General features: G+C 70.7%; 19 protein-coding genes. 8 read left to right on the plus strand and 11 right to left on the minus strand.

All coding sequences use genetic code 11. From position 1 onward, the window contains the following. Positions 1–50 precede the first annotated feature (50 nt). Complete coding sequence (locus ACZ4VW_RS26450) at positions 51–506, minus strand: Lrp/AsnC family transcriptional regulator (protein WP_467966559.1); 456 nt, start codon at positions 504–506, stop codon at positions 51–53. Positions 507–632: 126 nt separating this feature from the next. On the opposite strand from ACZ4VW_RS26450, the gene ACZ4VW_RS26455 reads away from it, so the two are divergent. Together ACZ4VW_RS26455 and aspA are read left to right on the plus strand one after the other, a co-directional pair. Further along, positions 633–1,694: an asparaginase gene (locus ACZ4VW_RS26455; protein ID WP_467966561.1), complete on the plus strand. Its 1,062-nt coding sequence runs from the start codon at positions 633–635 to the stop codon at positions 1,692–1,694. Between the two features lie 241 nt (positions 1,695–1,935). Beyond that, complete coding sequence (aspA, locus tag ACZ4VW_RS26460; RefSeq protein WP_467966563.1) at positions 1,936–3,345, plus strand: aspartate ammonia-lyase; 1,410 nt, start codon at positions 1,936–1,938, stop codon at positions 3,343–3,345. 45 nt (positions 3,346–3,390) lie between these two features. Here aspA and ACZ4VW_RS26465 read toward each other — a convergent pair whose 3' ends face one another. Next, on the minus strand, positions 3,391–4,320 hold the full coding sequence (locus tag ACZ4VW_RS26465; protein WP_467966810.1) for an NADP-dependent oxidoreductase: 930 nt from the start codon (positions 4,318–4,320) through the stop codon (positions 3,391–3,393). A 205-nt stretch (positions 4,321–4,525) separates the two neighbouring features. Between ACZ4VW_RS26465 and ACZ4VW_RS26470 the strand changes: the two genes are divergently transcribed. Continuing rightward, positions 4,526–5,494, plus strand: a complete 969-nt coding sequence (locus ACZ4VW_RS26470; protein ID WP_467966812.1) for a GlxA family transcriptional regulator — start codon at positions 4,526–4,528, stop codon at positions 5,492–5,494. 149 nt (positions 5,495–5,643) lie between these two features. Next, positions 5,644–6,339, plus strand: coding sequence for a type 1 glutamine amidotransferase domain-containing protein (locus ACZ4VW_RS26475; RefSeq protein ID WP_467966565.1), 696 nt, complete (start codon positions 5,644–5,646; stop codon positions 6,337–6,339). A 167-nt stretch (positions 6,340–6,506) separates the two neighbouring features. Here the strand turns inward: ACZ4VW_RS26475 and ACZ4VW_RS26480 are convergent, their stop codons facing one another. Next, positions 6,507–6,899, minus strand: coding sequence for a nuclear transport factor 2 family protein (locus ACZ4VW_RS26480; protein WP_467966567.1), 393 nt, complete (start codon positions 6,897–6,899; stop codon positions 6,507–6,509). An 89-nt stretch (positions 6,900–6,988) separates the two neighbouring features. Further along, on the minus strand, positions 6,989–7,552 hold the full coding sequence (locus tag ACZ4VW_RS26485; RefSeq protein WP_467966569.1) for a TetR/AcrR family transcriptional regulator: 564 nt from the start codon (positions 7,550–7,552) through the stop codon (positions 6,989–6,991). A 113-nt stretch (positions 7,553–7,665) separates the two neighbouring features. Between ACZ4VW_RS26485 and ACZ4VW_RS26490 the strand changes: the two genes are divergently transcribed. Next, entirely contained in the window at positions 7,666–8,352 is a 687-nt protein-coding gene (locus ACZ4VW_RS26490) for an SDR family oxidoreductase (RefSeq protein ID WP_467966571.1), read from the plus strand. Between the two features lie 49 nt (positions 8,353–8,401). Then, the gene (locus tag ACZ4VW_RS26495) at positions 8,402–9,403 is read left to right on the plus strand and encodes an NADP-dependent oxidoreductase (RefSeq protein WP_467966573.1); all 1,002 of its coding nucleotides are present in this window, start codon (positions 8,402–8,404) and stop codon (positions 9,401–9,403) included. Between the two features lie 135 nt (positions 9,404–9,538). On the opposite strand, the gene ACZ4VW_RS26500 is transcribed toward ACZ4VW_RS26495, so the two are convergent. The 4 genes from ACZ4VW_RS26500 to ACZ4VW_RS26515 all read right to left on the minus strand — a co-directional run bounded on the left by ACZ4VW_RS26500 (position 9,539) and on the right by ACZ4VW_RS26515 (position 15,068). Next, a complete protein-coding gene (locus tag ACZ4VW_RS26500; protein ID WP_467966575.1) occupies positions 9,539–11,158 on the minus strand; it encodes an MFS transporter in 1,620 nt (539 codons plus the stop codon). Between the two features lie 173 nt (positions 11,159–11,331). Next, on the minus strand, positions 11,332–11,523 hold the full coding sequence (locus tag ACZ4VW_RS26505; protein ID WP_467966577.1) for a CsbD family protein: 192 nt from the start codon (positions 11,521–11,523) through the stop codon (positions 11,332–11,334). Between the two features lie 106 nt (positions 11,524–11,629). Then, positions 11,630–12,958 carry a class I SAM-dependent RNA methyltransferase gene (locus ACZ4VW_RS26510; RefSeq protein WP_467966579.1) on the minus strand — a complete coding sequence of 443 codons (1,329 nt, stop codon included), beginning with the start codon at positions 12,956–12,958 and terminating at the stop codon, positions 11,630–11,632. Positions 12,959–13,016: 58 nt separating this feature from the next. Beyond that, the gene (locus tag ACZ4VW_RS26515) at positions 13,017–15,068 is read right to left on the minus strand and encodes an APC family permease (RefSeq protein WP_467966581.1); all 2,052 of its coding nucleotides are present in this window, start codon (positions 15,066–15,068) and stop codon (positions 13,017–13,019) included. A 233-nt stretch (positions 15,069–15,301) separates the two neighbouring features. Between ACZ4VW_RS26515 and ACZ4VW_RS26520 the strand changes: the two genes are divergently transcribed. Together ACZ4VW_RS26520 and ACZ4VW_RS26525 are read left to right on the plus strand one after the other, a co-directional pair. Further along, entirely contained in the window at positions 15,302–15,970 is a 669-nt protein-coding gene (locus tag ACZ4VW_RS26520; protein ID WP_355106240.1) for a potassium channel family protein, read from the plus strand. Further along, complete coding sequence (locus ACZ4VW_RS26525; RefSeq protein WP_467966584.1) at positions 15,970–16,650, plus strand: potassium channel family protein; 681 nt, start codon at positions 15,970–15,972, stop codon at positions 16,648–16,650. Before ACZ4VW_RS26520 ends, ACZ4VW_RS26525 begins: the two co-directional genes overlap by 1 nt. A 125-nt stretch (positions 16,651–16,775) precedes the next feature. Here the strand turns inward: ACZ4VW_RS26525 and ACZ4VW_RS26530 are convergent, their stop codons facing one another. The 3 genes from ACZ4VW_RS26530 to ACZ4VW_RS26540 all read right to left on the minus strand — a co-directional run bounded on the left by ACZ4VW_RS26530 (position 16,776) and on the right by ACZ4VW_RS26540 (position 18,731). Next, positions 16,776–17,540, minus strand: a complete 765-nt coding sequence (locus tag ACZ4VW_RS26530; RefSeq protein ID WP_467966586.1) for a DUF3159 domain-containing protein — start codon at positions 17,538–17,540, stop codon at positions 16,776–16,778. A gap of 3 nt (positions 17,541–17,543) precedes the next feature. Beyond that, the gene (locus tag ACZ4VW_RS26535; RefSeq protein WP_467966588.1) at positions 17,544–17,942 is read right to left on the minus strand and encodes an OB-fold nucleic acid binding domain-containing protein; all 399 of its coding nucleotides are present in this window, start codon (positions 17,940–17,942) and stop codon (positions 17,544–17,546) included. Between the two features lie 102 nt (positions 17,943–18,044). Continuing rightward, entirely contained in the window at positions 18,045–18,731 is a 687-nt protein-coding gene (locus ACZ4VW_RS26540) for a response regulator (RefSeq protein WP_467966590.1), read from the minus strand. Positions 18,732–18,760 lie beyond the last annotated feature (29 nt).

The following is an 18,760-nucleotide window of genomic DNA, read 5'->3' on the forward strand; positions in this document are numbered from 1 at the left end:
CGAAGCGGCACCTCGGCGTTCGAACGGCACGTCAGCGCTCGAACGGCACGTCAGCGTTCGACCGGCAACCCGCGCGGTTCCTTGATCCGCTTCATGATGATCTGCGAGTTGACCTCGGTCACCCCGGTCAGTGAGGTCAACCGCTCGATCCAGAGCCGTTCGTACGCGGCGAGGTCCGCGACCGCGATGCGCAACAGGCAGCCGGGGCTGCCGAAGAGGCGGTGCGCCTCGATGACGTCGGGGATGTCCCGCAAGGCGTCCTCGAATGCCTCGACCGTCTCCCGGTCGCGCCGGACCTCGATGGAGACCAGCACCTCGAACCCGCGTCCGACCGCCGCCGGGTCGATGATCGCGCGGTAACCCTGGATCACCCCGTCCTCCTCCAGCTGCCGCACCCGTCGCAGGCAGGCGGAGGCGCTGAGGCCGATGCGCTGGGCGAGTTCCAGGTTGGTCAGCCGACCGTCCTCCTGGAGCTCACGCAAGATACTGCGGTCGATCTTGTCCATCGCACAATTATGCACGCCGATCACCCCGCCTTCCGGCTCTAAGACGCAAGCACATTGCAGACGAGCTGCCCTATCGTTGCGGAGCGACGCCCCTCGCCTCCCCCTCGACCTCCGGGACAGACAGCCATGCAGTGGATACGCGACGACCGGCCCCGCCGGATCACCCTCATCAGCACCGGCGGCACCATCGCCAGCCGCTGGCAGGGCACGGGGTACGCCGCCGACGCGTCGGGGGACGACGTCCTCGCCACCTCCCCGCTCCCGGAGGGCGTGACGGTCGAGGTCGTGGACCTGTTCAACGTCAACAGCTCTCGGATGACCAGCGCGCGCCAGCTCACGCTGCTGTACGCGGTCCACGCGGCGCTCGCCGACCCCGGCGTGGACGGCGTCGTGGTCACGCACGGCACGGACACCCTGGAGGAGTCGGCGTTCTTCCTGGATCTCCACCACTCCGACCCGCGCCCGGTGGTCTTCACCGGCGCGCAGCGGCCGCTCGGCACGGGGGACGGTGACGGCCCGGGCAATGTGTACGACGCCCTGCAGGTCGCCGCTTCGGTACGCGACCTCGGCGTGCTCGTCGTCTTCGACGGCCGGGTCCACGCGGCGCGCGGCACGGTGAAGACGCAGACCCTGGCGGCCGACGCCTTCGGCGACCCGTCCGAGCACGACCTCGGCAAGGTCGGCTTCGGCAGCGTGGACATCCGTCGCAGCCCCGACCGGCCTACTCCCCTTCCGCTTCCCCCGGCCGCCGGCGCGACCCTGCCCCGGGTCGACATGGTCATGCACCACAGCGACGGCGACCCGCTCTTCCTGAAGACCGCCGTCGCGGCGGGCGCGCAGGGCGTCGTCCTGGTCGGCACCGGCGCGGGCAACGCCACCCCCGAGATCGCCGAGGCCGTCGCGGACGCCGTCGCCCAGGGCACCCTGGTCGCCCTCAGCACCCGGGTCGCCGCCGGTCCGGTCGCGGAGATCTACACGGGCGGCGGGGCCGTGGACCTGGTGGCCGCGGGCGCCGTGCCGACCGGGTCGCTCCGTGCGGGGCAGGCCCGGATGGCCGTACTGGCGACCCTCCTGTCCGATGTGACCCCGGACCGCCGCCCCGCGCTCCTGCACGGCCTGCTGAACGGTCCCGCCCGTGCCGAACCCGCCCTGACGGCGGCCGGCTCCCGCTTCTCCGGCGGCTCGTGACGCCGCGCCGTACCGCGTCGCCCCCTCCTCTTGCCGTACCGCGCGCCCCCATCTCCCGCCGTACCGCGTCGCCCCCACCTTCCGGCGGCGGACGCTTCTCCGGCGGCTCGTGACCCCGCGCCGTACCGCGCACACCCCCTCCCCCGCCGTACCGCGCACACCCCCACCCCCGCCGTACCGCGTCGCCCCCACCTCCCGCCCACCGCGCGCACCCACCTCCCCCTCGAAGGCCATGACCTCCATGAAGACTGCCTCCCGCCGTGAGCACGACCTCCTCGGAGAGCGGGAGGTGCCCGCGGACGCGTACTGGGGCATCCACTCCCTGCGCGCCATGGAGAACTTCCCGATCACGGGAACGCCGATCTCCGTCTATCCGCAGCTGATCGACGCACTGGCCGCCGTCAAGGAGGCCGCCGCGCTGGCCAACGAGGAACTGGGCCTGCTGGCCCCGGAGAAGGTGGCCGCCATCGTCGCCGCCTGCCGGGAGATCCGTACCGGAAAGCTGCACGACCAGTTCGTCGTCGACGTCATCCAGGGCGGCGCCGGCACCTCCACCAACATGAACGCCAACGAGGTCGTCGCCAACCGCGCCCTCGAACTCCTCGGTCACACCAAGGGCGACTACCGTCACCTGCACCCGAACGAGGACGTCAACCTCAGCCAGTCCACCAACGACGTCTACCCGACGGCCGTCCGGATCGCGGCGATCACGGCGGTCCGCGGGCTGCTCCAGGCCACGGCCGTACTGCAGGACGCCTTCGCGGCGAAGGCCCTGGAGTTCCGGGACGTGCTGAAGATGGGGCGTACGCAGCTCCAGGACGCGGTGCCCATGACGCTGGGCCAGGAGTTCTCCACGTACGCGGTGATGCTGGACGAGGACCGCAACCGGCTGGCGGAGGCCATCGAGCTGATCCACGAGATCAATCTGGGTGCCACGGCGATCGGTACGGGTCTCAACGCGCCCGCCGCCTATGCGGAGACCGCCCGCCGTCACCTGTCCGAGATCACCGGGATGCCGCTGGTGACCTCCGCCAACCTCGTGGAGGCGACGCAGGACTGCGGCGCCTTCGTCCAGCTCTCCGGCGTCCTCAAGCGCCTCGCGGTCAAGCTCTCCAAGACCTGCAACGACCTTCGCCTGCTGTCCTCGGGGCCGCGCGCGGGCCTGAACGAGATCAACCTCCCCGCCGTGCAGGCCGGTTCGAGCATCATGCCCGGCAAGGTCAACCCGGTGATCCCCGAGGTCGTGAACCAGGTCGCCTTCGAGGTGATCGGCAACGACATCACCATCACGATGGCGGCGGAGGGCGGCCAGCTCCAGCTCAACGCCTTCGAGCCGGTCATCCTGCACTCCCTGGCGAAGAGCATCACCTCTCTGCGGGCGGCCTGCCTCACCCTCGCCGAACGCTGTGTCGTGGGCATCACGGCGAACACCGACGCCCTGCGCGCCACCGTGGAGAACTCGATCGGCCTGGCCACGGCCCTCAACCCCCACATCGGCTACACGGCGGCCACCGCGATCGCCAAGGAGGCCCTCCTCACGGGCCGCGGCGTCGCCGAACTCACCCTGGAGAAGGGCCTTCTGCCCGCGGCCCGCATCGCGGAGCTGCTCACCCCCGAGCACCTGACGGGCACGACGCGGCCGCTGCGCTAGCAACTCCGCCCAGCGTCACCGGTCGGCGTGCCCGCCTGCACGGTGTCAGACCACCAGGACGATCTTGCCGGTCGTACGCTCGGTCTCGCCCAGGGCGTGGGCCTTCGCGGCTTCCGTGAGGGGGAAGGTGGCCTGCACATGGGCGCGCAACGCGCCCGTCTCCACGAGTCCGGCGATGGCGTTCATGCCCGCGTGGTCGGCCTCGACGAGGAGGGTCGCCACCCGAACGCCCAGCGTCTCCGCCTTCCGCGCCTCGTCGGGGTCGGTGGGCGGCAGGAGCGAGACCAGGACGCCGCCGGGCCGCAGGACCTCCAGGGAACGGGCACGGGTCTCGCCCGACATCACGTCGAGCACCACGTCGATGTCGCGGGCGACGTCACGGAAGTCGGTGGTGCGGTAGTCGATGACCTCGTCCGCTCCGAGGGAGCGGACGAAGTCGTGCTTGGGCGCGCTCGCGGTGCCGATCACGTACGCGCCCCGGGCCTTCGCGATCTGGACGGCGAGGTGGCCGACGCCACCGGCGGCCGCGTGGACGAGGACCCGCTGCCCGGGGGCGACCGCGGCGGTGTCGACGAGCGCCTGGTACGCGGTGAGCGCGGCGAGCGGGAGGGCACCGGCCTGGACGTGGTCGACACCGGCGGGCTTGTGGGCGAAGGCACGGGCGGGGGCGGTCACGTACTCGGCGTGGGAGCCGACTCCGTAGGGGTAGGGCAGCATGCCGAAGACCTCGTCGCCCGGCTTGAAGAGCGTGACGCCGTAGCCGACGGCCTCCACGACGCCGGAGACGTCCCACCCGAGGACGAGCGGCAGACGGTCGAGGAACAGTCCCTGGGAGCGGTGCTTCCAGTCCGTCGGGTTGACGCCGGCCGCGCGGACGGCGACCAGGATCTGACTGGGGCCGGGGACGGGCCGGGGCAGCAGGACCTCCTTGAGCACGTCGGGGGTGCCGTGGGTGTCCTGGCTGATGGCGCGCATGGTGTCGCGCAGGGTGGCGTTGTTCGTCATGCGTCCAGCTTCCTTGCCGGCCCACCAGGCGTACCATGGCATGATTGCCATCTTTCGACAGGATCGTGCCATGCAGGACCGCGCCTCCCAGGATCACGCCATGCAGGGTCACGCCGCCCAGGACCATGCCTCCCAGGACCGCGCCGCGCCGGAGCACGCCACACCGGAGCACGCCATGCCCCCGCGTGCTCGCCCCCACCGCGTCGTCGTCCTCGCCCTGAACGGGGTGTACCCCTTCGAACTCGGCATCCCCAGCCGCGTCTTCGGGGCGGCGGACGGCCGGTACGAGGTCGTGACCTGCTCCGTCGACGGCGGCCCGGTGCGTACCAACTCCGACTTCTCCGTCACGGTGGAGCACGGGCCTGAGGCGCTGCGCACGGCGGACACGGTCGTCCTCCCGCCCTTCGACACCGCCGAGATCACCCGCGAACCGCGGCCCGAGGTCGTCGAAGCCCTCGCCGCCGTCCGCCCGGGCGCGCGGATCGTGTCCATCTGCACCGGGGCTTTCGTCCTCGCGGCGGCGGGGCTCCTCGACGGCCGGCCGGCCACGACGCACTGGGCGCTGGCGGAGGTGTTCCGCGCGTGGTTCCCCCGGGTGGACCTGGACGCGGACGTTCTCTTCGTCGACGACGGAGACGTGCTGACCTCGGCCGGCGCGGCCTCCGGGGTGGACGTCTGCCTGCACCTCGTACGGAAGGACCACGGCACCGCGCTCGCCAACCGGGTGGCACGGCTCTGCGTCGTACCGCCATGGCGGGACGGCGGCCAGGCCCAGTACATCGAGCAGCCCGTGCCGGAGCCCGACGCGAACGGCACCTCGGCCACCCGTCAGTGGGCCCTGGAGAACCTTCACGAGCCGCTGACCCTGACGGAGCTCGCCGACCACGCGCGGATGAGCCTGCGCACCTTCGCCCGCCGCTTCAACGAGGAGGTCGGCATGAGCCCGGGCCGCTGGCTGATCCAGCAGCGCGTGGCGCACGCCCGGCAGCTGCTGGAGTCCACCGACCTGCCGGTGGACGACATCGCGGGCCAGGTCGGCTTCGCCACGGGGACCTCGCTGCGCCAGCATCTGCACGCCGCCATCGGGGTCTCGCCGCTCGCCTATCGGCGGACCTTCCGGGGCGGTCTGTCGCCTCAGCGCTGACGGCCGGCGCCGGCCGGCGGCGGCGCCGGAGTTTCCGGATCCCGCCCCGCCGTGCGATTCCCCGTTGGAAAGCTGTCGGCGACAGGCATAGCGTCGAGGAGATCACCCATCCGCGGGCCTCAGGCCCTCGCCCTCCGGAGTGACTCAGCATGTCGAAGATTCTTTTCGTGATGACCGGCGCCGACCACTGGACGCTGGCCGACGGTACCAAGCACCCCACCGGTTTCTGGGCGGAGGAGGCCGCGGCGCCGTACGAGGCGTTCAAGGCCGCCGGGCACGAGATCGTCGTCGCCACGCCAGGCGGCGTCGTCCCCACCGTCGACCGGGGCAGCCTCGCGCCCGAGGCGAACGGCGGACAGGAAGGCGCCGACAGGATCGCCGCCGTCCTCGCGTCCTTCGCCGAGCTCCAGCACCCGATCCCCCTGGAGGACGTGAACCTCGACGACTACGCGGCCGTCTTCTACCCCGGTGGCCACGGCCCGATGGAGGACCTGGCCGTGGACGCCACCTCCGGCAGGCTCCTGATCGACGCCCTCGAGTCCGGTAAGCCTCTCGCCGTCGTCTGCCACGCCCCGGCCTCGCTCCTCGCGGCCACGAAGGCCGACGGTACGAACGCCTTCGCCGGCTACAAGGTCGCCGCCTTCACCAACGCCGAGGAGACCCAGGCCGGCCTCGCCGACAAGGCCGCGTGGCTCCTGGAGACCCGCCTGACGGAAGCGGGCATCGACGTCCGGACCGGCGAGCCGTGGGCCCCGCACCTCGTGGCCGACCGCAATCTCCTCACCGGCCAGAACCCGGCGTCCGCCGCCCCGCTCGCGAAGGAACTCCTGAAGAAGCTGCCCTGACGCCCACGGACCTGAGCCTCCGCGGACCTCACGGACCTCACGGAACTCACGGAACTCACGGACCTCAGCCCTCACGGGCCTGATCCCTCACGGAGCGGACGGCCCTCCCCCGTCCCGGAACCTCCCGCCCCCCTCACAGACTCGTGCCGTCCCGCCCCTCACGCCCCTCACGCGTCGGCGGCCTCCTTGGCGATGCGGTCGAACTGCGCCCCCATCGCCTCGGCGAGCGCCTGCGCCGCCGACAACGGCCGGACCATGACGGTGAAGTCGTCGATCCGGCCGTTCTCGTCGAAGTGGAGGAAGTCGCATCCTTGGATCTGACGCCCGTTCACGGTCGCGGTGAACACGAGGGCGTGGTCCCGGCCGTCGGTGTTCGCGATCTCGCGTACGTAGGCGAAGTCCTCGAAGACGCGCAGCACACCGCGGAGGATCGCCGCGGTGATGGCCTTCCCTGCGTACGGCTTGAACGCGACCGGACTGGTGAACACGACATCCTCGGCCAGCAAGTCGGCCAAGGCGTCCGCGTCACGGTTCTCGACAGCTTGACGAAACGGGTGCACGCACGCTCCCCATACACACAACAAGTTGATTAGGTGCATGGGAGGCTATGGCCGCGTCGACGGTCTGTCCACCCCCTGGACCGCACCGCTCAACCCCCGGCTTCCGTCAAGGCCGCGCGGGCGGCGGCGAGGATCTCCTCGGACAGGGGGGATCCCTTGGTGGCCCGGGCCAGGACGAGTGCGCCGAGCATGGTGCACAGCCGGGTGATGCCGTCCTCGTCTTCGGTCGTGAGCCACTCGGCGAAGTCACCCACGCCCTCCGTGTAGACACGACGGGCCTCGCGATCTCCGGATTCGCGCGCCATGTCGGTGACCAGCGCGGCGGCCGGACACCCGTTCGCCGCGCTGTCGCGGTGCTCGACCGAGAGATAGGTGTCGATCAGCGTCCGCTGGGCGGCGTCGCGCTGCCCGTCATGCCGCTCGAGTCCGTCCTCGCGAAGCCGGGTGAGTTCGGCGAACGCGTGGGCGGTGGCTTCGTCGACGAGCGCCTCCTTGGAGGCGAACTGCTTGTAGAAGCCGCCGTGCGTCAGGCCGGACGCCTTCATGAGGTCGGCGACGCTGACGTGGGTGCCCCGCTCCCGGAACAGCCGGGACGCGGTCTCCACGACGCGTCGGCGGTTCTCCTCCGCCTGCGCCTGCGATACGCGGCCCATGAGCCACCTCCCGATTGGATGTCGTTTGACATCTATCATAGACCAGGCGTTAGATTGCAGTCGTCATCTAATTAGCGTGGGTGGGCTTGCCACCCGCAACCCTGGGAGTCGACATGGAATTGAAGGACGCGGTCGCGGTGGTCACCGGAGCCAACCGGGGGCTCGGACGGCATCTGGCCGCCCAGCTCACGGAGCGGGGAGCGAAGGTGTACGCGGCGGCCCGCCGCCCCGAGACGGTGGACCTGCCGGGCGTCGTCCCGCTGCGTCTGGACGTGACGGACGAGGAGTCGATCCGGGTCGCGGCCGGCATCGCGGCCGACGCGACGCTGCTGGTGAACAACGCGGGCATCTCCACCGCCACGCCGCTGATTCTGGGCGGCCTGGACGCGGTGCGCCTGGAGATGGAGACGAACTTCTTCGGTCCGCTCGCCACGACCCGGATCTTCGCCCCCGTCATCGAGGGCAACGGCGGCGGCGCCGTGCTCAACGTCCTGTCCGTCCTGTCCTGGATGCACCCGGCCGGCCTCGGGTCCTACGCCGCGGCCAAGGCGGCGGCCTGGGCGCTGACGAACGCGGCCCGCGAGGAACTGGCGCCGCGTGGCATCAGCGTCTCGGCGCTGCACGTCGGATACATGGACACCGACATGGCCGCCGGCGTCCCCGCCGACCAGAAGTCCGACCCCGCCGATGTCGCCGCCCAGGCGCTGTACGGCATCGAGACGGGGCAGCCCGAGATCCTCGCCGACGAGACCACCCGGTTCGTCAGGCAGAGCCTGGCCGCCTCCCCGAGTGCGGCGTGAGGCACCCCCGCGGCTGAAGCCCTGACGAACCGAGACCGAAGAAGAAGCCATGAAGACCTTCATGATCGAGCGGTACGGCAAGGCCGGCGTGCGCGCCGCCGAGATGCCCGACCCGCAGGTGGGCGCCGACGACGTCCTGGTCCGGATCCACGCGGCGAGCGTCAACCCGCTGGACCTCAAGATCCGCGACGGGGACTTCAAGCTGATCCTGCCGTACCGGCTGCCGCTCGTGCTGGGCAACGACTTCGCCGGGGTGGTGGTCCGGGTCGGAGCGGCCGTCACGCGGTTCGCGGTGGGAGACGAGGTCTACGCCCGGCCCGACAAGGACCGCATCGGCACGTTCGCCGAGCTCATCGCCGTCCACCAGGACGACCTGGCGGTCAAACCGGCCACGCTCACCATGGAGGAGGCGGCGTCCCTCCCCCTGGTCGCCCTGACCGCGTGGCAGGCCCTGGTCGAGCGGGCCCACGTACGGCCGGGCCAGAAGGTCCTCGTCCACGCGGGCTCCGGCGGCCTCGGCACCATCGCCGTCCAGCTGGCGAAACAGCTGGGTGCGCACGTGGCCGCCACCGCGAGCACGGCCAAGGTCGACCTGGTGCAGGAGCTCGGCGCGGACGTCGTCGTCGACTACAGGAAGCAGTCCTTCGAGACGCTCCTCCACGACTACGACGTGGTCCTGGACAGCCTCGGCGGCGAGACGCTCGAGAACTCCCTGCGGGTACTCAAGCCCGGCGGAAAGGTCATCAGCGTCGCGGGCCCTCCCGACGCCGCCTTCGCCCGCGAGCTGGGAGCGAACCCGGTCCTCCGACTGGCGATGAGCGCCCTGAGCTTCAGGACCCGGCGCCGGGCCAGGCGCCGCGACGTGACGTACTCGTTCCTCTTCATGAAGGCCGACGGGGAACAGCTGAGCAAACTCACGCCGCTCATCGACGCCGGAAAGATCCGTCCCGTCATCGACCGGGTCTTCCCCTTCGAGCAGACCCGCGAGGCCATGGAGTACGTCGAGAAGGGCCGGGCGAAGGCCGGCAAGGTCGTCATCACGATGGCCTGAGGACAGCCCCGCCATCCGCCGCTGGGGCCTCCAGCGGCCGCCGGGCCTGTCGCGTGTCCGCCGTCCGGCCCTCGTGGCGAACGGGGAGAGCGACCGGATGTGCCGGAAACGAGTCGCGGCCGCTCCGCCCGGGAGCTACGCCGCCTTCGGCGCGTGCGGCTGGGTCGTCGGGATCCGTGACGTGAAGAACAGGGCGAGAAGAGCGGCAAGGGCAAGGGCGGCGAGGGCGGCCCTCAAGCCGTCGAGCCTCGCTGCGGCGTTCGCGTCGAACACGTCCTGGGACACCTCCGCGCTCACTCCGGCATCGTCGAGTGCCTCCTTCAGCTGCGCGTCCGACAGGAAGGGCGCACCGCTCTGCAGCTGGACGGACGCCTGACTCTTGACCTGGTCCGGTACCGCCGGGTTCTGCTCGACGCTGGTGAGGAACGAAGACGTGAGCGCGGCGATCATCATCGACCCGGCGAGCGCGGTTCCGATGGAGGCGCCGAGGTTGGTGACGGCGTTCTGAACGCCGCCGACTTCCGCGCTCCGCGCTGCGGGCACCGCGGACACGGTAACCGAACCGAGCTGGGACGCCAGGGCGCCCATGCCGAGCCCGATCAGCAGAAGGGGGACGGTGACGATCTCTCCACCGGCGTCCGCGTCGAGCGCGGCCATCAGGGCCACCGCTCCCGCGAGGAGCGCGAGGACTCCGAGCCGCACCACCCGCCGCGGCGAGACGTCCGGAAGGAAGCGCGGGATCAGGATCGCGGCCGCCAGCAGGGTCAGCGAGAGGGGCAGGATGCGGGCGCCGGTCTGGAGCGCGGACATGCCCAGGGCGACCGACAGATAGAGCGGTACGACGAAGAACACGCCCATCTGTACGAGGTATTGGAAGAAGAACATCGTCAGGCCGCCGGTGAGCTGCTTGTTGCGCAGCATGGCCGGGTCCACGAGCGGCTCCCCTCGCCGGTCCGCCACGCGGGCCTCCCAGCGGAGGAACAGCCAGATCAGGAGCAGGCCGGCCAGCATCAGCCATACGACCAGCGAGACCCCGAGCCACGAAGGAGCGCCGGGCCTCGGCCGGAACCAGCCCCACTCGTCCGACCGGAGCACCCCGTAGACGAAGGTCCCGAGCCCGGCGGCGGAGAGCACCGCCCCGACGATATCGATACGACCGCGCTCGCCGAGCGGCGCGTCGGCGATCCGGCGGGCCAGCAGCACGATGCCGAGCACCATCACGACCTCACCCGCGAACACCCAACGCCAGGAGAAGTAGGTGGTCGCGAGACCTCCGATGAGCGGCCCCAGCGCGATGGCCACGGCCCCCGCGGCAGCGACGAGTCCGTAGGCGGCGGGACGACGTTCCACGGCGAAGTTGCTCGCCACGAGCGTCACGATCGCGGGCAGGATGAGCGCCGCTCCGATGCCTTCGAGGAACGCCCATCCGATCAGCAGGACGGTCAGGTTCGGTGCGAGCGCCGTCGTCAGGGAGCCGCAGCCGTAGACAGCGCAGCCGATCATGAACGCGCGTCTGCGGCCGATCAGAGCACCGACCTTGCCACCGGGGATCATGAACATCGCCATCACGAGGGTGTAGGCCGTGATGGCCCCTTGGATCCCGGTCACCGGCGTGTCCAGGTCCTCTGCCACGGTCGCGATCGACACGTTCATGACAGAGCTGTCGAGCGCCATCAGGAACTGACCCGACGCCAGTGTCAGAAGGACGAGGCGCTCTGCGGCCGGCCTCGCGGCAACGTCAGCAGGAGTGGGCATGGATGCATGATGGCAGTGGATCCCAGGAGCACCCTGCGACCCGCCACGGGGTCAGTCGCATGGCGGCGACACTGCCGCGACGCGCCGCCCGGCGTTCGAGCCCACTTCCGCCGTCCGTCCCCTCGTGCCCGCCGGCCGGCTCCCGTCTTCGGGGCTCCTGCGACCGGCGAGCGTCAGGAGTGGTCGCGTCTGAGTGACTCCTTGATGCCTTCGGCGCGGTGGCGCATACGGGTCGCCTTCTGGCGGATCCTGGCTTTCACCTCGTCCGTTCTCCCTTCGGCCTCGAGGCGCTCGTGCCCGGTGACCTTTCCGGCGATCACTTTGAGTCTCGCCTTGGCCTTGTCGAGGGCGTCGTTCCGTCCCATGAGGGTCCCTCCGTCGGCTCGGGTACCAGAATCCACGCTAGGTCCGAGCGAGCCACCGCGCTTGTCGTCGAGAACTCGGCGGGAGGCACAGCGAGCGGGCGGCAGGTCAGGCGTCCTTCTTCACCGGCTCCAGGATCGCCACGCACTCCACGTGGTGCGTCATCGGGAACAGGTCGAACGCCCTCAGCGTCCGCACCTTGTACCCGCCCTCCTTGAAGTACGCGATGTCCCGGGCCAGCGCCGCCGGGTCGCAGGCGACGTAGGCGATGCGGCGGGCGCCCAGGCCCGAGAGGTGCTTCACCGTCTGCTTGCCGGCGCCCGCGCGCGGGGGGTCCAGGACGATCAGGTCGACCTCGGTGATGCGGGTGCGCGGGAGGACCGTTTCGACCTTGCCCTGTTCGATGCGGACGCGGTCGTAGTCCTGGAGGTTGTGGCGGGCGTCCTCCACCGCGCGCTTGCCCGACTCGATGCCGAGGACCGCGCCCTCGTCGCCCACGCGGTCGGCGATCGCGCCCGCGAAGAGGCCGACGCCGCAGTAGAGGTCGAGGGCCGTGTCGCCCTTGCGGGGCAGCAGGCCCTGCATCACGGCGAGGACCAGCGTCTGCGCGGCCTTCGGGTGGACCTGCCAGAAGCCGCCGTTGCCGACGCGGTACGTGCGGTCGTCGGCGCGTTCCCGGACGAACGGGCGGCCGTGGACGCGGTGGACGCCGCCGTCCTTCTCGTCGACCCGGAGGACCGAGACCGGCTTGTCCAGCTCGACCAGGGGAAGGCGGGCGCCGGGCCTCGGGGTCAGGACGACCTGGCGGTCGCCGGAGCCCGAGGCGGCGATGGCCTCGACCGAGGCCATGCCCTCCCAGCTCCGCTTCTCGATGCCCAGCTCGCTGACGCCCTCCGCCGCGATCATGCAGTGGTCGATCACCTCGACGTCGTGCGAGCGGTGCTTGCGCAGACCCGCGTGGCCCTCGGCGTCCACCGCGTACTGGACGCGGGTGCGCCACTGCGGGACCTCGCCCGCCGGGAGCTTGTCGCCCTCGGCCGGCATGACGGTGCCGTCCCAGCCGGCCTCCTCGGGGGTCAGCCCGGCCAGCCGCTGGAGCTGCTCGGCGATGACCTCGCCCTTGAGGCGGCGCTGGGCGCCCGGCTTGGCGTGCTGCCAGTCGCAGCCGCCGCACTTGCCCGGTCCCGCGAAGGGGCAGGGGGCCTCCACGCGGTCCTTGGAGGCTTCGAGTACGGAGACGGCGTCCGCGCGCAGGAAGCGGGAGGTCTCCTCGCCCTCGGTGACGCGGGCGACGACCCGCTCGCCCGGCAGCGCGTGCCGGACGAAGAGGACCCGGCCCGCCTCCGTCCGTGCGATGCAGTGACCGCCATGGGCCACCGGTCCGACCTCGACCTCGTACTCTTCCCCGACCAACGAAGAAACAGGTGCGTTCTGCATGACGGGGTGACTCCAGAGAAAGAGAGAGGTGGGGTGCCGCGGGCGGCAGCCCACCAGTCTACGTGCCCTTGCCGGACGATTCCTTCGCCCGCTTCTCGACCGGGCCCCGGCGCACCGCGCCCGGCGCGTTCCAGTCCTGGTGCTTCCTGGCGCGCTTCTTCGCGGCCTCGGAGGACCGCAGCTGGTACGGGACCGACGTCACCATCACGCCGGGGGTGAAGAGCAGGCGCCCCTTGAGCCTCAGCGCGCTCTGGTTGTGCAGCAGGTGCTCGTACCAGTGGCCGACGACGTACTCCGGGATGTAGACGGAGACGGCGTCGCGCGGACTCTCGCGGCGGATGTTCTTGACGTACTCGATCACCGGCCGGGTGACCTCGCGGTACGGCGAATCGAGGATCTTGAGCGGCACGTTGATCCCGCGCCGCTCCCACTCCTCGCGCAGCGCCTTGGTCTCGGCCGGGTCGACGTTGACGCTCAGCGCCTCCAGCTCGTGCGCGTGCAGCAGCTTGGCGTAGGCGAGCGCGCGCAGCGTCGGCTTGTGCAGCTTGGAGACGAGGACGACGGAACGGACGCGCGAGGGGCGTACGTACTCGTCGGGGCGCTCCTCGGCGGCGGCGATCTCCGCCGACACCGAGTCGTAGTGCCGGCGGATCGCGGTCATCGTCCCGTAGAAGATCACCATGCCGAGCAGGGCGACCCAGGCGCCGTGGGTGAACTTGGTGGCGAGGACGACGACGAGGACGAGGCCGGTGAAGAAGGCGCCGAAGGTGTTGATCGCCCGGGAGCGGATCATGCGGCGGCGCTGCGCCGGGTCCCGCTCGGTCTTCAGGTGCCGGTTCCAGTGCCGGACCATGCCGGTCTGGCTCAGGGTGAAGGAGACGAAGACGCCGACGATGTACAGCTGGATGAGCTTCGTCGAGTCGGCCCCGTAGACCCACACCAGGAGGGCGGCGGCGCCGGCCAGGAGCACGATGCCGTTGGAGAAGGCGAGGCGGTCGCCGCGGGTGTGGAGCTGGCGCGGCAGGTAGCGGTCCTGGGCGAGGATCGAGCCGAGGAGCGGGAAGCCGTTGTACGCCGTGTTGGCGGCCAGGAAGAGGACGAGCGCCGTGGCCGCGGCGAGGACGATGAAGAGGAAGGTGCCGTCGCCGAAGACGGCGGCCGCGACCTGGGAGATGACCGGGTCCTGGACGTAGCTCTCGCCGACGGGGACACCGTTGAGCAGCAGGTCCTCGGCGGGCTTCTCGGCCATCCGTACGTCGGTGGCCATGGCCAGGAAGATGATGCCGCAGAACATGGTGACGGCCAGGCCGCCCATGAGGGCGAGGGTGGTGGCCGCGTTCCTCGACTTCGGCTTGCGGAAGGCGGGGACTCCGTTGGAGATCGCCTCGACGCCGGTGAGGGCGGCGCAGCCGGAGGAGAAGGCGCGCAGCAGCAGGAAGACCAGCGCGAAGCCGGCCAGCCCCTGGTGCTCGGGCTTGATCTCGAAGGCGGCGGTGGGCGCCTTCATCGTCTCGTCGAGGACGATCCCCCGGAACGCGCCCCAGGCGATCATGAGGAAGACGCCGGCGACGAAGACGTACGTCGGGATGGCGAAGAGGCTGCCGGACTCCCTCACCCCGCGCAGGTTCATCACGGTCAGCAGCACGATGACGGCGACCGCGCAGGCGACCTTGTGCTCGACGACGAACGGGATGGCCGAGCCGAGGTTCTCGATCCCGGAGGAGATGGAGACGGCGACGGTCAGGACGTAGTCGACGAGCAGGGCGCTGGCGACCGTCAGTCCCGCCTTGGGGCCGAGGTTGGTGTTGGCGACCTCGTAGTCGCCGCCGCCGCTCGGGTAGGCGTGGACGTTCTGCCGGTAGGAGGCGACGACCGTGAACATCAGGACGACGACGGCCAGCGCGATCCACGGGCTGAAGTGGTACGCCGACAGACCTGCGATGGAGAGGACGAGCAGCACCTCACCGGGTGCGTAGGCCACCGAGGACAGCGGGTCGGAGGCGAAGACGGGGAGAGCGATGCGCTTCGGGAGGAGGGTCTCCCCGAGCTTGTCGCTGCGCAGAGCCCGTCCGATCAGGATCCGTTTGGGCAGGTCGGTCAGTTTGGACACGGAGAGGATCGTAAGCGTTCGAAAAGAGCCATGCTCACCGCGACCCCCGATCCGCACGGAATCTCCCTGGTGCCACCTCGGATGAGGTCCCGCTCGGGGTTGCCGCATAAGCTCGGATCGGGCAGCACGGCAGGGCGCTGCCCGCCGCGGCCCGGGCCAGTCGGGTGAGGAAAGTTGTGAGCAGGGTGTATTCGCAGGTCAGTAAGACGATCAGGAGTGCGGGGTAAGGGGACGTGCACATCGTCATCATGGGCTGCGGGCGAGTGGGAGCCGCTCTCGCGCAGACCCTGGAGCAGCAGGGGCACACCGTCGCCGTCGTGGACCAGGACCCGACGGCTTTCCGCCGTCTGGGCTCCGGCTTCGGCGGCCGTCGTGTCACGGGCGTCGGCTTCGATCAGGACACGCTGCGCGAGGCGGGGATCGAGGAGGCCGGTGCCTTCGCCGCGGTGAGCAGCGGTGACAACTCCAACATCATCGCCGCGCGGGTCGCGCGCGAGATGTTCGGCATCGAGAACGTGGCGGCCCGCATCTACGACCCGCGGCGGGCCGAGGTCTACCAGCGGCTCGGCATCCCCACGGTCGCCACGGTCCGCTGGACCGCCGACCAGATGCTCCGGCGGCTGCTGCCGTCCGGCGCCGAGCCGCTGTGGACCGACCCGAGCGGCGGGGTGCAGCTCGCCGAGGTGCACACCTCCGCGGCGTGGATCGGTCACAAGGTCAGCAGGCTGCAGGACGAGACGGGCGTGCGGGTGGCCTTCCTCACCCGGTTGGGCGAGGCGATCATCCCCTCCTCGCAGACCGTGCTGCAGGAGGGCGACCTCGTGCACGTGATGATGCGTACGGACGAGATCGCGAAGGTCGAGGAGGCCTTCGCCGAGGGGCCTGAGGAGGGCGGTCACTGATGCGTGTCGCTATTGCGGGCGCGGGTGCGGTGGGCCGTTCCATCGCGGGCGAGCTCCTGGAGAACGGGCACGAGATCCTGCTGATCGACAAGGCGCCGACCGCCATCTCGGTGGAGCGGGTGCCGCAGGCGGAGTGGCTGCTGGCCGACGCCTGTGAGATCACGTCGCTGGACGAGGCGGCGCTGCAGCGCTGCAACGTGGTGATCGCGGCCACGGGTGACGACAAGGTCAATCTGGTCGTCTCACTGCTCGCGAAGACCGAGTACGGCGTGCCGCGCGTGGTCGCCCGGGTGAACAACCCGAAGAACGAGTGGCTCTTCAACGAGTCCTGGGGCGTGGACGTCGCCGTGTCGACGCCACGTCTGATGTCGGCCCTGGTGGAGGAGGCGGTGAGCGTCGGCGACCTGGTCCGGCTGCTGCGCTTCAGCCACGGCGACGCGAACCTCGTGGAGCTGACGCTTCCGCCGGAGTCGGCGATCGCGGGGACCGTGGTGGGCGATGTCGCCTGGCCGCAGGACACCTCCCTGGTGACGATCATTCGTGGCTCGCGGGTGCTGACGCCGAGCCCGGAGGAGACGCTGGAGGCGGGTGACGAGCTCCTCTTCGTGGCCGCGCAGGCGCGCGAGGAGCAGTTGGAGGACCTGCTCTCGGTCCGCGACGAGACGTCGCCGAAGGGCTGACGTCCGGACCGGCGTACGCCGCCCGGCGAGGGCCGGGCCGCAGGGGAACACGTACGGAAGCACCACGGGAAAGGGCCCGGACCTCGTCGAGGTCCGGGCCCTTTCCCGTGTCCGGGTGTGGCGGTTTACGCCTCCGGTTCGCGCACCGCGGCGGCCTTGCGCGCCTTCTCGGCTTCCTCCTCCGCCTCCATCTCGGCGAAGACGTCGATCGGCGGCGGGGCCTTCGCGAGGAAGACCCAGGTGAGGTACACCGCGAGCAGGAAGGGCGGGATCTTCAGCGCGACCAGGACCCAGCCGAACTTGGTCGTGTCGGCCCACCAGTACATCGGGAAGAGGATGGCGCACTTGCCGAGCAGGATCAGGCCCCAGGCCCAGCTCGCCTTGGCGTAGGCCTTCTTGCGGCCGGGGTTACGGGTCCGCCAGGAGAGGTTCTCCTTGAAGACCGGGCCGAGGATCAGGCCGATGAGCGGGACGCCCGCGAGCGTGGTGATGATGTACGCGAGGGCGAGCCCCAGCGTGTACAGCATGCCCGGCAGGTAGAAGTCCTTGGCGTTGCCGGTCATCATCGCGAAGACCACACCGAACGCCACGCCGAAGACGCCGCTGAACGCGTGCTTGACGGTGTCCCGGCGGATCAGCCGGACGGCGACGAGCACCAGGGAGACCGCGAGCGCCGCGATCGCCGAGATGTGCAGGTTCTTGTTGATCGTGAAGATCGTGACGAAGAGGAGGCCGGGCACGACCGTCTCGACCATGCCCCGCAGGCCGCCGAAGGCCTCGAAGAGCGCGGCCTCGGTGACCTCTTTCGCGGCCTGGGAGTCCTGGGGGGCTTGGCCGCCCCGCGCGTCCTGGGCGTCCTGATCCGTCGTCGGCTTGTCGAGCGACGTCACCGGCTACTCCTGTCCGAGCGGTCGGAGCTCGTATTTGGGGTTGAAGAGGACCCGCCGGCCGTGGCTCATGGAGATCCGGCCGGAGGCGATCAGCTTGCGGCCCGGCTCGATGCCCATGATGGACCGCCGGCCCAGCCACACCACGTCCAGCGGGGCCGTGCCGTCGAACAGCTCGGCCTCGAGGGCCGGCACACCGGCCCGGGGACGCAGAGTGACCGTGCGCAAGGTACCAGTCACCTTGACTATCTGGCGGTCGGAGCAGTCGCAGATACGCGTGCACCCCGACGCCTCGGCGTCCTCCTGGAGCTCTTCGGACTCCAGCTCCTCCTGCGAGGTGGACAGCCGGTCGAGCATCCGGCGGAAGCGCCCTGCCGGCTTCTCTGTACGCGGTGCAGCACTCATACAGAAAGCGTACCGGCCCCGGCCGGCGGCAGGGCCGCCCAGGCGGGCTCGGCGGGACCGCCCCGGCACCGGCCCCGGCTTCCGCGCCGGAGCCGCACCGGATCAGCGCTCGAAGCGGTAGCCCATGCCCGGCTCGGTGACGAAGTGGCGCGGGTGGGAGGGATCGGCCTCCAGCTTGCGCCGCAGCTGCGCCATGTACACCCGCAGGTAGTTGGTCTCGGTGCCGTACGACGGGCCCCAGACCTCCTGGAGGAGCTGCTTCTGGCTGACCAGGCGACCGCTGTTGCGGACGAGCACTTCGAGCAGGTGCCACTCGGTGGGCGTGAGGCGTACGTCCCGCCCCTCCCGGTGGACCTTCTTCGCGGACAGGTCGACCGTGAAGCCCTCGGTCTCGACCATCACGACGCCGTCCTCGCCGCCCCCGACGGGCTCGGCCCGGCGGACCGCGGCGCGCAGCCGGGCCAGGAGCTCGTCCATGCCGAACGGCTTGGTGACGTAGTCGTCCGCGCCCGCGTCGAGTGCTTCGACCTTCTCGTCGGAGGTGTGCCGTGCCGAGAGCACGAGGATCGGCACCCGCGTCCAGCCGCGCAGGCCCTTGATGACCTCGACCCCGTCGATGTCGGGCAGTCCGAGGTCGAGAACGACCACGTCGGGGTGGCGTTCGGCGGCCAGCCGGAGGGCGGTGGCGCCGTCGGGCGCGGCGTCCACCTCGTACTTCCGCGCCTTGAGGTTGATCACCAGCGCGCGGACGATCTGCGGCTCGTCGTCGACGACGAGAACCCGGGTCATCGAGGGCTTCCTTCTCTCTGTCGGTGTGG

It is taken from the genome of Streptomyces sp. NPDC029139 (assembly GCF_055564335.1).

Coding starts and splice junctions, on each gene's coding strand:
- ACZ4VW_RS26535 (WP_467966588.1), bottom strand. CDS start 17,942: ATGAGTGCTGCACCGCGTACAGAGAAGCCGGCAGGGCGCTTCCGCCGG.
- ACZ4VW_RS26495 (WP_467966573.1), top strand. CDS start 8,402: ATGAAGACCTTCATGATCGAGCGGTACGGCAAGGCCGGCGTGCGCGCC.
- ACZ4VW_RS26485 (WP_467966569.1), bottom strand. CDS start 7,552: ATGGGCCGCGTATCGCAGGCGCAGGCGGAGGAGAACCGCCGACGCGTC.
- ACZ4VW_RS26470 (WP_467966812.1), top strand. CDS start 4,526: ATGCCCCCGCGTGCTCGCCCCCACCGCGTCGTCGTCCTCGCCCTGAAC.
- ACZ4VW_RS26510 (WP_467966579.1), bottom strand. CDS start 12,958: ATGCAGAACGCACCTGTTTCTTCGTTGGTCGGGGAAGAGTACGAGGTC.
- ACZ4VW_RS26490 (WP_467966571.1), top strand. CDS start 7,666: ATGGAATTGAAGGACGCGGTCGCGGTGGTCACCGGAGCCAACCGGGGG.
- ACZ4VW_RS26500 (WP_467966575.1), bottom strand. CDS start 11,158: ATGCCCACTCCTGCTGACGTTGCCGCGAGGCCGGCCGCAGAGCGCCTC.
- ACZ4VW_RS26455 (WP_467966561.1), top strand. CDS start 633: ATGCAGTGGATACGCGACGACCGGCCCCGCCGGATCACCCTCATCAGC.
- aspA (WP_467966563.1), top strand. CDS start 1,936: ATGAAGACTGCCTCCCGCCGTGAGCACGACCTCCTCGGAGAGCGGGAG.
- ACZ4VW_RS26540 (WP_467966590.1), bottom strand. CDS start 18,731: ATGACCCGGGTTCTCGTCGTCGACGACGAGCCGCAGATCGTCCGCGCG.
- ACZ4VW_RS26525 (WP_467966584.1), top strand. CDS start 15,970: ATGCGTGTCGCTATTGCGGGCGCGGGTGCGGTGGGCCGTTCCATCGCG.
- ACZ4VW_RS26505 (WP_467966577.1), bottom strand. CDS start 11,523: ATGGGACGGAACGACGCCCTCGACAAGGCCAAGGCGAGACTCAAAGTG.
- ACZ4VW_RS26475 (WP_467966565.1), top strand. CDS start 5,644: ATGTCGAAGATTCTTTTCGTGATGACCGGCGCCGACCACTGGACGCTG.
- ACZ4VW_RS26465 (WP_467966810.1), bottom strand. CDS start 4,320: ATGCGCGCCATCAGCCAGGACACCCACGGCACCCCCGACGTGCTCAAG.
- ACZ4VW_RS26450 (WP_467966559.1), bottom strand. CDS start 506: ATGGACAAGATCGACCGCAGTATCTTGCGTGAGCTCCAGGAGGACGGT.